The organism is Streptomyces sp. NPDC127190, from assembly GCF_042672505.1.
Taxonomy (GTDB): domain Bacteria; phylum Actinomycetota; class Actinomycetes; order Streptomycetales; family Streptomycetaceae; genus Streptomyces.
Genome location: NZ_JBHXVE010000027.1, coordinates 26,765 through 40,583, shown reverse-complemented (window position 1 = coordinate 40,583; position 13,819 = coordinate 26,765). Strand labels below are relative to the sequence as shown.

At 73.3% G+C, this 13,819-nt stretch carries 12 protein-coding genes and 1 pseudogene; 2 read left to right on the top strand and 11 right to left on the bottom strand.

The window, feature by feature from the left end; translation table 11 throughout:
• Window positions 1–4: 4 nt before the first annotated feature.
• Window positions 5–1,390: a uracil-xanthine permease family protein gene (locus ACFVIU_RS31410; RefSeq protein WP_385846660.1), complete on the top strand. Its 1,386-nt coding sequence runs from the start codon at window positions 5–7 to the stop codon at window positions 1,388–1,390.
• 159 nt (window positions 1,391–1,549) lie between these two features.
• A complete protein-coding gene (locus ACFVIU_RS31405; protein WP_385846659.1) occupies window positions 1,550–2,236 on the top strand; it encodes a DUF5995 family protein in 687 nt (228 codons plus the stop codon).
• A 34-nt stretch (window positions 2,237–2,270) separates the two neighbouring features.
• Here the strand turns inward: ACFVIU_RS31405 and ACFVIU_RS31400 are convergent, their stop codons facing one another.
• The 11 genes and pseudogenes from ACFVIU_RS31400 to ACFVIU_RS31350 all read right to left on the bottom strand — a co-directional run bounded on the left by ACFVIU_RS31400 (window position 2,271) and on the right by ACFVIU_RS31350 (window position 13,795).
• Window positions 2,271–3,968, bottom strand: coding sequence for a flavin monoamine oxidase family protein (locus ACFVIU_RS31400; protein ID WP_385846657.1), 1,698 nt, complete (start codon window positions 3,966–3,968; stop codon window positions 2,271–2,273).
• 55 nt (window positions 3,969–4,023) lie between these two features.
• Entirely contained in the window at window positions 4,024–4,812 is a 789-nt protein-coding gene (locus ACFVIU_RS31395; protein ID WP_385846656.1) for a carbon-nitrogen hydrolase family protein, read from the bottom strand.
• Window positions 4,813–5,006: 194 nt separating this feature from the next.
• The gene (locus ACFVIU_RS31390; RefSeq protein WP_385846655.1) at window positions 5,007–5,387 is read right to left on the bottom strand and encodes a DUF742 domain-containing protein; all 381 of its coding nucleotides are present in this window, start codon (window positions 5,385–5,387) and stop codon (window positions 5,007–5,009) included.
• A gap of 7 nt (window positions 5,388–5,394) precedes the next feature.
• Window positions 5,395–5,844, bottom strand: coding sequence for a roadblock/LC7 domain-containing protein (locus ACFVIU_RS31385; protein ID WP_385846653.1), 450 nt, complete (start codon window positions 5,842–5,844; stop codon window positions 5,395–5,397).
• Window positions 5,834–7,540, bottom strand: a complete 1,707-nt coding sequence (locus ACFVIU_RS31380; RefSeq protein WP_385846651.1) for an ATP-binding protein — start codon at window positions 7,538–7,540, stop codon at window positions 5,834–5,836. Before ACFVIU_RS31380 ends, ACFVIU_RS31385 begins: the two co-directional genes overlap by 11 nt.
• A 109-nt stretch (window positions 7,541–7,649) precedes the next feature.
• Window positions 7,650–8,204: pseudogene (locus ACFVIU_RS31375) on the bottom strand (nitrate- and nitrite sensing domain-containing protein); the annotation flags it as partial.
• A 201-nt stretch (window positions 8,205–8,405) separates the two neighbouring features.
• Window positions 8,406–9,863, bottom strand: coding sequence for an HAD-IA family hydrolase (locus tag ACFVIU_RS31370; RefSeq protein ID WP_385846650.1), 1,458 nt, complete (start codon window positions 9,861–9,863; stop codon window positions 8,406–8,408).
• 14 nt (window positions 9,864–9,877) lie between these two features.
• Window positions 9,878–10,948, bottom strand: a complete 1,071-nt coding sequence (locus tag ACFVIU_RS31365; protein ID WP_385846648.1) for an ABC transporter ATP-binding protein — start codon at window positions 10,946–10,948, stop codon at window positions 9,878–9,880.
• Window positions 10,949–10,953: 5 nt separating this feature from the next.
• Window positions 10,954–11,775, bottom strand: a complete 822-nt coding sequence (locus ACFVIU_RS31360; RefSeq protein ID WP_385846647.1) for an ABC transporter permease — start codon at window positions 11,773–11,775, stop codon at window positions 10,954–10,956.
• On the bottom strand, window positions 11,760–12,641 hold the full coding sequence (locus ACFVIU_RS31355) for an ABC transporter permease (protein ID WP_385846645.1): 882 nt from the start codon (window positions 12,639–12,641) through the stop codon (window positions 11,760–11,762). The genes ACFVIU_RS31360 and ACFVIU_RS31355 overlap by 16 nt, the downstream gene beginning before the upstream one ends.
• On the bottom strand, window positions 12,638–13,795 hold the full coding sequence (locus ACFVIU_RS31350; protein ID WP_385846643.1) for an ABC transporter substrate-binding protein: 1,158 nt from the start codon (window positions 13,793–13,795) through the stop codon (window positions 12,638–12,640). The genes ACFVIU_RS31355 and ACFVIU_RS31350 overlap by 4 nt, the downstream gene beginning before the upstream one ends.
• Between the last annotated feature and the right edge of the window lie 24 nt (window positions 13,796–13,819).

Sequence of the window (13,819 nt, the reverse complement as noted above, 5' to 3'; positions counted from 1 at the left end):
ACACATGGACCTCGGCGTGCGCTGGAAGCTGCACGGTGACGGGCGCACGCCCGCGCCCGGAGCGGTGGTACGCCCCGACGAACGGCTCTCCTGGCCCCGCACGGTGGGCCTGGGCGCCCAGCACGTGGTCGCCATGTTCGGCGCGTCCTTCGTGGCGCCGGTGCTCATGGGCCTGGACCCGAACCTGGCCATCATGATGTCGGGCGTGGCGACCGTGATCTTCCTGCTCGCCACCCGCGGCCGGGTGCCGAGCTATCTGGGCTGCTCCCTGTCCTTCGTGGGCGTGGCCGCCGTCATCCGCGCCCAGGGCGGCACGAGCGCCACGGTGACCGGTGCCGTCCTCGTGGTCGGCGCGGTGCTGTTCCTGGTGGGCCTGGCGGTGCGGCGCTTCGGCGCGCGGATCATCCACGCGGCCATGCCGCCGGTCGTCACCGGCGCGGTCGTCATGCTGATCGGCTTCAACCTGGCCCCGGTGACCGCCACCACCTACTGGCCGCAGGACCAGTGGACGGCCCTGCTGGTCATGCTGTTCACCGGTCTCGCGGTGGTCTGTCTGCGCGGCTTCTGGTCCCGGATCGCGATCTTCCTCGGGCTGGTCTTCGGGTACGGCATCTCCTGGGCCTTCGACCGGATCTTCGGCAAGATCCACTCCATGAGCCCGGGCGGCCGGGTCACCGACCACTGGCGGCTGGACCTCTCCGGCGTCGCCAAGGCCGACTGGATCGGTCTGCCCCACTTCCACGGACCGTCGTTCCAGTGGTCCGCGGTGCTGGTCGCGCTGCCGGTCGTGATCGCGCTGGTCGCGGAGAACGCGGGGCACGTCAAGGCGGTCGGCGAGATGACCGGCGACCCGCTGGACGACCAGCTCGGTACGGCGATCTCGGCGGACGGCGTCGCCTCCATGCTGTCGACCGCGGTGGGCGGCCCGCCGAACACCACGTACTCCGAGAACATCGGTGTCATGGCCGCGACCCGGGTGTACTCCACCGCCGCCTACTGGGCCGCCGCCGGCTTCGCACTGCTCTTCGGCCTGTGCCCGAAGTTCGGCGCGGTCGTGGCCGCGATCCCGGGCGGGGTGCTCGGCGGCATCACCGTGATCCTGTACGGCATGATCGGCCTGCTCGGCGCGCAGATCTGGCTCAACGCCAAGGTGGACCTGCGCAACCCGCTGAACCTGGTCCCGACGGCCGCGGGCATCATCATCGGCGTCGGCAACGTCAGCATGAAGTTCACCGACACCTTCTCGCTCAGCGGCATCGCCCTCGGCACGCTGGTCGTCATCACCGGCTACCACGCGCTGCGCGCCTTCGCCCCGGCCCATCTCAAGCAGCAGGAGCCGTTGCTGGACGAGGGCACCTCCAGCTACGACGGTCAGCGCCCCACGTCGTAGGCGTACGGCGGCGCGAACGTGCCGGCCGCCGGGCATGTGTGCCTGGCCTGCCCGGCACCGCGTCGTCGCCCCCCTCGCAGCGCCGGCGCGTTCCCCCGATCCGGCGAAGCAGGGGGCCGGTGGGCCCGTCGGCCGGGGCGGAGCTGGGACCCTTCCCCCATGACGCAGCTGGAACACCTCCCCCCGTCCGTCGACGCGGTCATCGCCCGGATGCGCGCCATCGGCACGGCCCTGCCGGCCCGCGACGGGGTGGCCGTGTTCAACCGCGTCTACCTCACCGTCACCGAGGAGATCCACCGGCGCCTGGACGCCCGGGAGTTCCCGGACCCGAGGGCGGCGAGCACGCTGGACGTGCGGTTCGCCGAGCGGTATCTGGCGGCGGTCGACGCGGCCGCGGCGGACCGCCGGCCGCCCGCCTGCTGGCGGCCGCTGTTCCAGCTCCGCCGCCATCCCGGCGTACGGCCGTTGCAGTTCGCGCTCGCGGGCATCAACGCGCACATCGGGCACGACCTGGCGCTCGCGGTGGTGGACGCCAGTCGCACCCTCGGCTGCGAACCGGCCGAGCTGGAGGACGAGTTCGACCGCGTGGGCGACCTCCTCTGCGCGCTGGAGGAGCGCATCCGCGAGGATCTGATGCCGGGCCCCGACCTGCTCCAGCTCGCCGACCCGCTCACCCATCTGCTGGGTTCCTGGAGTCTGGAGCGGGCCCGGGACGCGGCGTGGGCGGCGGCGCGGGCGCTGTGGGCGCTGCGCCACTGCGAGGACGTCGCCGAGGAGTTCACCGAACGGCTCGACGCGGCGGTCGGGTTCGCGGGGCGCATGCTGCTCACCCCGCTCACCGACTGACGCCCCCGGCACCGGCCGCGCCGGGGGCTCCCGGTCAGTCCTCCGGGAGTTCGACCGGCGCGATCTCGTCAAAGACGTCGCCCGGGCCCGGGTTGGTCGCGTCCGTGGTGCCGCCGAAGTGGTGCATGACACCCCAGACCGCGTTCAGCGCGGTCTGCACGGCGCCCTCGGCCCAGCCGGCCGTCCAGGAGATGTCGTCGCCGGCGAGGAAGATGCCCCGCTTGTCCTCGGGCAGCCGGTCCTGCATGAAGTGGGTGAACAGGCGCCGCTGGTAGCGGTAGTGGCCGGGCAGGTTGGCCTTGAACGCGCCCATGAAGTAGGGCTCGTTCTCCCAGGAGACCGTCACCGGGTTGCCGATGATGTGCTTCCGGATGTCGACCTTCGGGTAGATCTCGCCGAGCGACTTCAGCATGACCTCCATCCGCTCGTTCGCGGACAGCGGCAGCCACTTCAGGCTGTCGTCGCACCAGGTGTAGGACAGGCAGATCACGGCGGGCTTGTCCGGGCCGTCGTCCAGCAGGTAGGTGCCGCGGGTCATGCGGTCGGTGAGCGTCATCGACATGACGTCCCGGCCCGTCTCCTCGTCCTTGTCCAGCCAGAACGGCCGGTCGACCGGGACGAAGAGCTTGGAGCTCTCCATGTAGTGGGTGCGCTCGATCGCCGTCCAGTGGTCGATCGGGAACAGCGAGTCGTCGCAGGCGATCTTGGACAGCAGCATCCAGGACTGGGCGGTGAAGATCGCCGCCTTGTACGTGCGGATGTCGCCGTTCGCGTCCGTCACGGTGATCTGGTTGCCCGCGGTGCGGTGCAGCCGGGTCACGGCCGGGCGGGGCTCGCCGTCGGCGTGCAGGGACTTCAGCGAGGTGCCGTACGGCCAGTGGACGATCTTCTCCGGCTCGCGCTCCCACAGGCGCAGCGGCAGCTGCTGGGAGCCGCCGACGATGCCGCGGTGGTGGTCGTCAGCCTCGGTGTAGACGACCCGGAGGATCTCCAGGATGGAGTTCGGGAAGTCGGTGTCCCAGCCGCCGGTGCCGAAGCCGACCTGGCCGAAGATCTCCCGGTGCCGGAAGGACTTGAAGGCCTCGGAGTCGCAGAGGAAGCCGTAGAAGGTCTGGTTGTCGAGCTTCTCGACCAGCTGGGCCCAGATCTCGCGGATGCGCTGGACGTCCCGCTCGCGCATGGCGCGGTTCATGTCGGAGAAGTCGGCGCCCTCCTCCAGGCACCGGTTCCAGGCCTCGGCGACGTCCCGGTACACCTGGGGCAGGTCGTCGATGGTCTCGGCGTAGTGCGACTCGCCCTTCAGGTCGACCACGGTCGAGGGGGTGGCCTCGGCCAGCGGGTTCGGGAAGGGCCTGGTCTCCAGGCCGACCAGGTCGATGTAGTGCTGGAGCGCGGTGGAGGACGGCGGGAAGCGCATCGCGCCCATCTCGGCGGTCAGCGACTCGTCACAGCCCTCGAAGCCGACGGTGCGCAGCCGGCCGCCGATCTGGTCGGCCTCGTAGACGACGGGCTTGAGGCCCATCTTCATCAGCTCGTAGGCGGCGACGATGCCGGACAGGCCGCCGCCGATGACCGCGACCTCGGTGCCGTGCTCGGTCGCCGGTATCTGGCCGAGGCCCGCCGGGTGGGCGAGGAAGTCGTCGTAGGCGTAGGGAAAGTCCGGGCCGAACATGGTGATCGGCGGCTGCTGCTCGTCGGTGTGCTCGACGGCGTTGGGCACCGTGGACGTCATGGGGTACGGACTCCTTGCGCGAAGCGGTAGAACTCGGGGGAAGGCTCGGGGAGGGTCAGACCAGGGACCCGTACAGGCCGGGGCGGCGGTCCCGCAGATACGGGTTGGCCTCGCGGGAGGCGGCCAGGAAGGCGGGGTCGGCGTCGGCCAGGACCAGCTGCTCGGCGCGGCCGGCACGGGTGCGGGCGACTCCGTCGGGACCGGCGAGGGTGGACAGTCCGACGAACTCGAACTCGCCCTCCGCGCCGACCCGGTTGACGTACGCCACGTACATCTGGTTCTCGAAGGCGCGCACCGGGATCATCGACTCCGCGACGAACTGGTACGGGTGCATCTGCGCCGTCGGCACGACGAGCAGGTCGGTGCCGGCCAGGGCGTGCGCGCGGACGTTCTCCGGGAACTCGACGTCGTAGCAGATCATCAGGCCCACGGTCAGGCCGTTCAGCTCGGCCTGCACCACCGGGCCGTCGCCCGGCGTGAAGTGGTCGCGCTCGAAGCAGCCGAAGAGGTGGGTCTTGCGGTAGTTCGCGAGCCGGGTGCCGTCGGCGGAGATCAGCTGGGCGGAGTTGTAGACCGTGCCGCCGTCGCGCTCCGGGTAGCCGTAGGCGACGGCCAGGCCGTGCCGGGTGGCGATCTCGGCGATCGCGTCGGCGGCCTCGCCGTCGGCGGGCTCGGCGAGGCGGGCGATGTCGTCGCCGATCGCGTAGCCGGTGAGGAACATCTCCGGTGCGGCCAGCAGCGCGGCGCCCGCGGCGGCGGCACGCTCCGCGGCCTCGTCGAGGACCTTGAGGTTCTCGGCGACGGAGCCGGGGTTGCCGGAGCTCTGGAGCAGGGCGGTGCGCATGCGTCTTCCTCACCGGATACGGGATTTTTGGGGGCCAGAAAGACGGTACGGTCGGCGCACTCGGCCGGACAAGAAGGAGCCGTTGCGCGCCGGTGCGCGGTTTGTTGCGTGCGGAGCGGGTGGAACGGCGATTCGTTGCGCGGCGGGGTGGCGCTGCCCGGGAATGGTGCCGTTCGGCGGTGTGGAGCCCAGACCTACAGGTCGCGCAGCCGCGCCACGATCTCCCGCAGCAGTCCGGGGTCGGCGCCCGGCCCGGCCCGCACCCCGCGGGGGGCGTCGACGCGGATCAGCCCGGCCTCGGCCAGGTCGCCGAGCAGGACACGGACGACGGTCAGCGGCAGGTCGGCGTCGGCCGCCAGCTCCACGACGGGGCGCGGTCCGCGCCGGACCAGGTCGAGCAGGGCGGCACCCGCGTGGTCGACGGCCGGACGGTCCGCCATGTCGTCGTCCACCGCGGTGACCCGGGACATCAGGTCGATGTCGTGCCGCTGCGAGGGCCGGGTGCGGCCCCGGGTCACGGTGTACGGGCGCACCAGGGACCCGGTCTCGTCCTCGTACCAGTGCTCGTCGCTCACCGTGGGATCAGGAGGTGGTACGGGCGGCGGCGTCCAGGTGGTGGCCGAGGCGACGGACGAGCAGGGCCATCTCGTGGGCGAGCTGGCCGACGTCCGTCCCGGCCTCGCTGAGCACGGCCAGCCGGCTGCCGTGTCCGGCGGGGGTGATGAAGAGGTAGGCGTCGTCCAGCATCACCATGGTCTGGCGCACCTCTCCCGCGGCGAACCGCTCCCCCGCCGACCGGGCGAGGCCGTGGAAGCCGGAGCAGACGGCGGCCAGGTGCTCGATGTCGCGTCGGAGCATGCCCTCCGAGCTGCTGAGCGGCAGGCCGTCCGCGGTGAGCAGCACGGCCTGCCGGACGTGGTCGGTACGCGCCACCAGGTCGTCCAGCAGCCAGCCGAGACCGGTTCCGGGACCGGTGGCTGTCGCGTCCGTGGGCGCAGCGGGCTGCTCGGGGGTGTGGTCCTCACCGTGCATCGTCGGCGTCGGTCCCTTCGTCGGCGTGGGTCGTGTCGCCGAGACCGGTCTCGACGCGGCTGGTCTCGGCACTGCTGTCAGCGCCGTTGATCACCTCGGTCGTTACTCCCCCTGCTCCCCCGCTCGCCGGCAGCCCTCTGCGGCCGCGGTCCAGGCCGCGCTGGAAGGCGCCGAAGATCGCCCGCATCTCCTCGGCGTCGACCTCGCGCTCGGGGGCGGTGCCGGGCGGCGGTGGCTCGTCCCGCAGCTCCGGGACGAGCGAGGCCTGCCGGGTGCGGGTGGGCAGGGCGGGCACGGCCCCGGAACCGGGGACCGGGGCGAGGGCGGGGACCGGGGCGAGGGCGGGGACCGGGGCGGGGGCCGGGTCCGGGGCGGGGGCCGGGTCGGGGGCGGTCCCGCGCTCCGCGGGCCTCCGCTTCCTGGCCGGCAGCTCCCGTACGGCGGCGAGCCGGCCGGCGGACTGACCCGCGGAGCCCCCGCCCGACAGACCCGCAGAGTCCCCGCCCGACAGACCTCCCGGCACCGCCGCTCCCACCGCCCCCGCCGACTCCACCTCCGCCAGCACCCCCGAAGGCAGCCGCACGACCGCCGTCGTACCGCCGTACGGGGAGTCCCCGAGGCTCACCTCGATGCCGTGGCGGGCGGCGAGGCGGCCCACGACATAGAGGCCGAGCCGGTCGTGGCGGGTGGGGTCGAAGGCGTCGGGGTCGGTGAGCGTGCGGTGGGCCGCGGCGCGCGCGTCGGCGTCCAGGCCGAGGCCCCGGTCGTCGATCTCCAGGACGAAGCCGGTGCCGACCCGCCCGGTGCGCAGGGTCACGTCGGTGTGCGGCGGCGAGAACACCGTGGCGTTCTCCAGGAGTTCGGCGAGGAGGTGGACCACGTCGGCGACCGCGTCGGCCGCCACGCCGACCTCCGGCATCGGTGGCACCACCACGCGCGCGTAGTCCTCGATCTCGCCGACGGCGGAGGCGACGACGTCCGCGACCGGCACCGGCCGGCGCCAACGGCGGCCGGGTGCGGCGCCGGAGAGGATGATCAGGCTCTCGGCGTGCCGGCGCATCCGGGTGGTCAGATGGTCGATGCGGAACAGTTCGCGCAGCACATCGGGGTCGTCGGTGCGCCGCTCCAGGGTGTCCACCAGTTTCAACTGCCGGTGCACCAGGGCCTGGTTGCGCCGGGCGATGGTGAGCAGCACCGCGAACTGCCCGCGGCGCAGCCCGGCCTGGCGCACGGCGGCCTCGACGGCGGCCAGCCGCGCGGTGTTGAAGGCCCGGCCGACCTGCCCGATCTCGTCGTCGCGCACCTCGTCGGCGGCGAGCGGCGGCGCCTCGGCGACCGCGTCGACCTCCTCGCCTGCGCTCAACCGCCGCATGACGTCGGGCAGCCGGTCCTTCGTCAGCACGTCGGCGGCGTCCCGCAGGGTCTCCAGCCGGCGCGAGATCCGCCGGGCGCCGCGCACCGCGAACCACAGCGACAGGGCGACCGCGACCAGCCCGACCGCGCCGACGACGGCTGCCTTGGTCAGCTCGCGGTAGGCGAAGGCCCGCCCGCGCGCGGCCGAGTTCTCGGCGGACGCGGTGCACAGCTGCATGTACCGCTTGACGGCCCGGTCGGTGGTCGTCCGCCAGGTGTCCGCCGCGACGGCCCGCCCGGCCCCGCGGGCGCCCGCCCGCAGCAGCGCGTCCTCGCTCCGCACCAGCGAGCGGTGCAGGTCCTCGCGCTGGAACCGTTCGAACAGGGCGCGGGAGTCGGGGGGGCAGGTCGGGCACATAGGTCCGCTCGAAGACGCGGCGGTCCTCGACGGTCGCGGTGAGGGTGTCGTACTGCCGGTCGGTCAGCGCGCCCGCCGCCCGCGCCCCGGCGACCAGGGCGTCTTCCCGGGAGACGTACTCGCGCACCCGGACCAGCTCGATCACGGTCTGGGCCTCGCGGGCGAGCTGTCCGGCCTGGAGCGCGGTGAGCGTGGACTCGACGCCGAAGCCGGGCTCCACCAGCGCGCCGTACTCCTCGACCGCCCGGTCCCAGGTGATCTTCCGGGCCAGCACCCGCTCGCGCAGTCCCTCCAGCCGGCCCGTCGCGGCGACCATGGCGTCCAGTGCCCGCCGCTGCCGCAGGGTGAGCCGGTCGCGGTCACCGTCCTGGACGGCCTGGCGCATGACGTCGACGGCCCGGTCGGTACGGCGCTGCTGGCCGAGCAGCCGGCCGGCGGCGGCGGTGTCGAGGCGGGCGCCCAGGTAGGCGGCGGACAGCCGGCGCTCGATCTGGATCTGCCCGATCGCGGTGTCCACGGGGGTGCCGAAGTCCTCGTACACCCCCTGGACGCGGATCAGCGCGCGGAGTTCGGCGGTGACGGACACCATGGCGAAGCTCCACAGGGCCATCAGTGCCACGGCCGGGGTGAGCGCGAGCGCCACGATCCGGGTGCGCACGGTGGTGGGTCGGCCGAGGGGCCAGCGCATGGGATACCTGCCGGTGTTACCAGTCAGTAGGATGTGGAAAGTGCGGCACAACCTACGGGACGGCCACCCCGGACCGCAATGGTGACCGGCGGTAACCCCTGCTCACCGCCGGGGCAGCGCAAAGGTGGTGAGGACCGCCGCGTGGTCGGAGGGCCACTCGTTGTCCGCGACGTCGGGCCAGGGGCGCGGGGTGCCGGTGACGACGGTCCGGGCCTCCCGTACCGCCAGTCCCCGGTGCAGGACGTAGTCGATCCGGTCCTGCGGCTCGGGCCGGCCGCTGCCGTCCTCGTGCACGGGATGGATCGGCGACCAGGTGTGCCCGGGCTCGGCGACCGGGTCCGGGTGCGCCTCGCGGTAGGAGTCGGCGAAGCCCGCCTCCTCGGCCGCCCTGGTCACCGGCCAGTCCACCTCGGGCCGGTCCAGGTGGGAGGGGCAGTTGAAGTCGCCGACCAGGACCACCGGGACGCCCTCGGCCGAGGCGTCGGCGATCCGGTCCAGCGCGTCCCGCATCTGGGCGAGCCGCACCCCCTCGTGGGCGATCAGCTCGGCCGCGGGCAGCCCGTCGAAGTGGTACTCGTAGGGCCCGTACGGCGTGTAGTGCAGATGCGCGGTCCATACGTCGACCTCGCGGCCGGGGGCCACGGCGATCCGGACGCCGGCGGCGCCGTAGAAGCCGACGTCGGCGTCGCCGAAGCGGGCGGTGATCGGGTGCCGGCTGATCACGCCGAGGTTCTCGCCGGCCCGGTGGTGGTGCCAGCCGAGGGCGTCGGCCAGCTCCTGGGCGGCGGTGCCGCCGGTCTCCTGGAGGCCGACGACGTCGGCGCCGCTGTCCAGGACGGCCTTGAGCTGCTTGGCGCGGTGGTCGTCCACCTTGCTGCCGCCGAGCCACAGGTTCCAGCTCATGACGCGCAGCTCGGGCGCGACCATCCGGCGCAGGTCCTCGACCGAGACCCCGGCCAGGCTGTCCCGCACGGTCCGGCCGGGTGCCCCGCCGATCGGCGCGAGGGACGGGACGGCGAGGACGGCGCATCCGGCGGCCTCGGCGGAGGCGACGCCGGTCTCGGTGTCCTCGACGGCGACACAGGCGGCGGGGTCGACCCCGAGGGCCTCGCAGGCGGCGAGGTAGGGATCGGGGGCGGGCTTGGTGCGGTCGGTGTCGTCGGCGGTGACCGAGGCCGCGAACCGGTGGCGGCCCAGGACGTCGAGGACGACGTCGGCGACCGCCCGCGGGGACGCGGTGACCAGGGCGGCGGGGACGGCGGCGGCGGCCAGCCCGGTCAGCAGTTCCAGGGCGCCGGGGCGGGGCACCACGCCGGTGCGGACGCGCTCGGCGAAGGCGTGGTGCAGCTCGGCGGCGAGGACGGCGGCGGGCCGCCCGGTGGACTCGGCGAGCCAGGCCGCGGTGTGCTCGACCGGGCGGCCGAGGACGTCCGGATGGTCGTCCTCGGTCAGCGGGCGGCCGGCGGTCTCCTCGACCGCCTCCCACCACAGCCGCTCGGTGTCCACGAGCGTGCCGTCCATGTCGAGCAGAACCGCCTCCAGGGCGGTGTGGGGGGTCATGTTCCGGGGGTTCCTCACGTGTGGGTACGGTCGGCCACCAGCACCGGCCGCTCGGGCAGCGACACGCTGACGGCGGCTCCGGCGCCGAGCCCGGTGGCCTCGTGCGCGGGCAGGTCGGCCTTGGCCTCGGTGCCGTCGGCGAGCCGTACGGAGACCCGGACGACCGCGCCGAGGAAGGAGGTGGCGACGACCCGGGCGGTGCCCTGCTCGTCCGCCCGCACCCGCAGGGCCTCGGGCCGCACCAGCACGTCGACCGCCCCGTCAGGCACCTCGCCCTCGGCGGGCAGCCGCTGCCCGAGCACCTGGACGGTGCCGTCCGCCAGCTCCCCGGGGATCCGGCTCATGGTGCCGACGAACTCGGCGACGAAGGCGGTGGCGGGACGGCCGTACAGCTCGGCCGGTTCGGCGCACTGTTCGAGACGGCCGGCGCGCATCACGGCGACCCGGTCGGCGACCGACAGCGCCTCCTCCTGGTCATGGGTGACGAAGAGGGTGGTGATGCCGAGTTCCTGCTGGAGCCGGCGGATCTCCTCGCGCAGGGTGAGCCGGACCTTGGCGTCCAGGGCGGACAGCGGCTCGTCCAGCAGCAGCACCCGGGGGCGCAGGGCGAGGGCGCGGGCCAGCGCGATGCGCTGCTGCTGGCCGCCGGAGAGCTGGTGCGGATACCGCTCCCGCTTGTCGCCGAGGCCGACCAGCTCCAGCAACTCGGCGGCACGGGCGCGCCGTTCGGCCGTACGGACACCGCGCATCCGCAGCCCGAAGGCGACGTTGTCGACGGCGCTCAGATGCGGGAAGAGGCTGTACGACTGGAAGACCATCCCGGCGTCCCGGCGGTGGGCCGGGACCTGGGTGACGTCCTCGCCATCCACCAGCACGGCCCCGGCGTCGGGGTGTTCGAAGCCGGCGAGCATGCGCAGCGCGGTGGTCTTGCCGCAGCCGGAGGGGCCCAGCAGGGCCAGGAACTCCCCCGGGCGGACGGTCAGATCGAGTCCGTCGAGGGCGACGGTCGTCCCGAACTCCCGGCGCAGCGAGCGGAACTCGACGGTCGCGGCCTGGGTGCGGGTCTCGGGCAGGGTGGCAGTCATGTGGGTCATCCCCGGGAGGAGGCGGTCTGGGCGCGTCCGCGGCCGGCACCGGCGAGCGCGAGGAGCAGGGCCCAGGTGACGAACAGGCTGAGCACGGAGACGGCGACGGACATCTGGGCCTGTTCGCTGCCGACGTTGTAGATCCACACGGCGAACGGGGTGTAGCCGAGCAGATGGGAGACCGTGAACTCGCCGAGGACCAGGGCCAGGGTGAGGAAGGACGCGTTGAGCAACGCCCCGCGCAGATTCGGCAGCACGGCCCGCACCAGGGCCTGCGGCCAGCTCGCGCCGCAGCTGCGGGCCGCCTCCACCAGGGTGCGCACGTCGACGGCGCGCAGACCGGCGTCCAGGGCGCGGTAGACGAACGGCAGCGCCATCACGACGTAGGCGAGGACCAGCACGACCGGGAAGTCCGGGTTCTGGATCACCACGAAGGTCTGGAACAGCGGGGTGCGGGAGAGATGCTCCGGACCCCACTTCAGCACGGTGACGATCCCGGCGACGAAGGCGATCGGCGGCACCACCAGCGGCAGCGAGCACACCACCTCCACCACCGGCCGCAGCCGGGACGAGCCGAGCCGGAGCGCGACCACGGCGGGCACCAGGAGCAGCAGGACGACGGCGATGGTGGCGAGGGCCAGCTCCAGCGAGAGCAGCAGGCTGGGCAGGAAGCCGTCGGCGGACAGGATGTGGGTGTAGGCGTCGAGGGTGACGCCCTGGCCGGGCACGTCCACCGTGAAGACCACGGAGGCGGCGAGCGGCACCAGGAAGTACAGGGCGGCCAGGCCGAGGACGGCCCAGCGCCAGGGGGTCAGGCGTCGAGCCATCGGGCGCTCCGGCGTTGCAGGGGCAGATACACGGCCATCACCACGCCGGCCACCAGGACCATGTCGAGGCTGAGGGCGAGGGCGACGTTCTCCTGGCCGACCAGCACGTTGCCGGACAGGGCGTCGGCGATCTGGAGGGTGACCAGCGGGACCGCGCTGCCGACCATGGCGGCGGCGGTGGCGTAGGCGGCGAAGGAGCTGCCGAACAGCAGCACCAGGCCGCCGAGCAGGGAGGGCGCGAGCACGGGCAGCGCCACGTGCCGCCAGTACTGCACCCCGGTGGCGCCGTTGTTCAGCGCGGCCTCCCGCCACTGGGCGCGCAGGCCGTCCAGCGCGGGGGTGATGGTGAGGACCATCAGCGGGATCAGGAAGTACAGGTAGACGAGGACCAGGCCCCAGAAGCTGTACAGGTCGAAGCCGCTGTCCTTGAGGCCGAGGTGCGCGGTGAGCACGCCGGCGTTGCCGAGGGTGGCGACGAAAGCGAAGGCCAGCGGCACGCCGCCGAAGTTGGCGAGGACGCCGGACGCGGTCAGCACGGCCTCGCGCAGCCGGCGCGAGCGGGAGCCGACCACGGCCTGGGCGAGCGGCAGCCCGAACAGGGCGCCGAGCGCGGCGGAGACCGCGGACAGCTTGACGCTGCCGAGCAGGGCGGTGAGGTACGGCCCCTGGAGCGAGGCGGTCAGGTTCTGCGTGCCGTAGTGGCTCCCGACGGTGAAGGCGCCGTCGAGGATGGCGGACGCGGGCAGCCCGAAGGCGACGGCGGCGAACACCAGCAGCGGCACCACGGCGAGCCAGCCGGGGGCGCGGCGCCGCCGCTTCGGGGAAGCGAGGGGCGCCACGTCCGCGCGCGGGAGGACGGCGGTCATCCGGAGACGGCCTTGCCCCAGCCCTGCCCGAGGACCGTCTTGGCCTTGGTCTGCTGGGCCTCGGTCGGGAAGGACGGCGTGCCGGTGACCTGCGGGAGCCTGGCGGCGGCGGCCTTGTCCAGCGTGCCGGCCTGCTCCATGGCCGGCATCAGGGCCGGGCGGGCGTAGCCCTTGAGCCACAGGTTCTGGCCCTCGGCGCTGTAGAGGTACTCCTGCCACAGGCGGGCGGCGGCCGGGTGCGGGGCGTCCTTGTTGATGGCCTGGGAGTAGTACTGGGCGTACCGGCCGTCGCTCGGGATGGCGACCTTCCAGTCGAGGCCCTTGGACTTGAACTCCTGGGCGTAACCGGCGTTCAGGTAGTCCCAGTCGAGGGAGATCGGGGTCTCGCCCTTCTCGACGGTGGCCGGGGTGGACTCGACGGGCGTGTAGTTGCCGTTCTTCTTCAGCTTGGCGAAGAAGTCCAGGCCCGGCTGGATGTCGTCGAAGGAGCCGCCGTCGGCCAGGGCGGCCGCGTAGACACCGCCGAACGCGGACCCGGACTTGGTGGGGTTGCCGTTGAGGGCGACCTGGCCCTTGTACTCGGGCTTGAGCAGGTCCTTGAAGGTGGTCGGGCAGGTCTTGACGCGCTTGGCGTCGCAGCCGATGGAGATGTAGCCGCCGTAGTCGTTGTACCAGCGGGCCTGCGGGTCCTTCTGGGCCGCGGGGATGTCGCCGTAGGAGGCCACCTTGTAGGGCGCGAGCAGGCCCTGCTGGGCGGCGCTGAGCGCGAAGGAGGAGCCCAGGTCCAGCACGTCGGGGGCGCGGTCCTGGCCCGTGCGGGAGGTGACGGCGTTGATCTCGTCCTGGCTGGTGCCGTCGGGGTTCTCCACCTCGACCTTGATGCCGTACTTCTTCTGGAAGCCGTCGATGAGGGCGCCGTAGTTCGCCCAGTCGCGGGGCAGCGCGATGGCGTGCAGCGTGCCCTCCTTCTTGGCCGCCCGGACCAGGGCGTCCATGCCGCCGAAGCCGGCCGCGGAGGTGGCGGTGGCGGCGCTCTTGCCGTCCTTGGTGGTCGACGCGTTGTCGGGGGCGGCGCCGCAGGCGCTCAGGGCGAGCGCGGCGACGACGGCGAGGGAACCGCCGAGCGCGGCGTTTCTCGGCAGGGACACGGTCACGGTCTCTCCAGGGGGACGCATGGG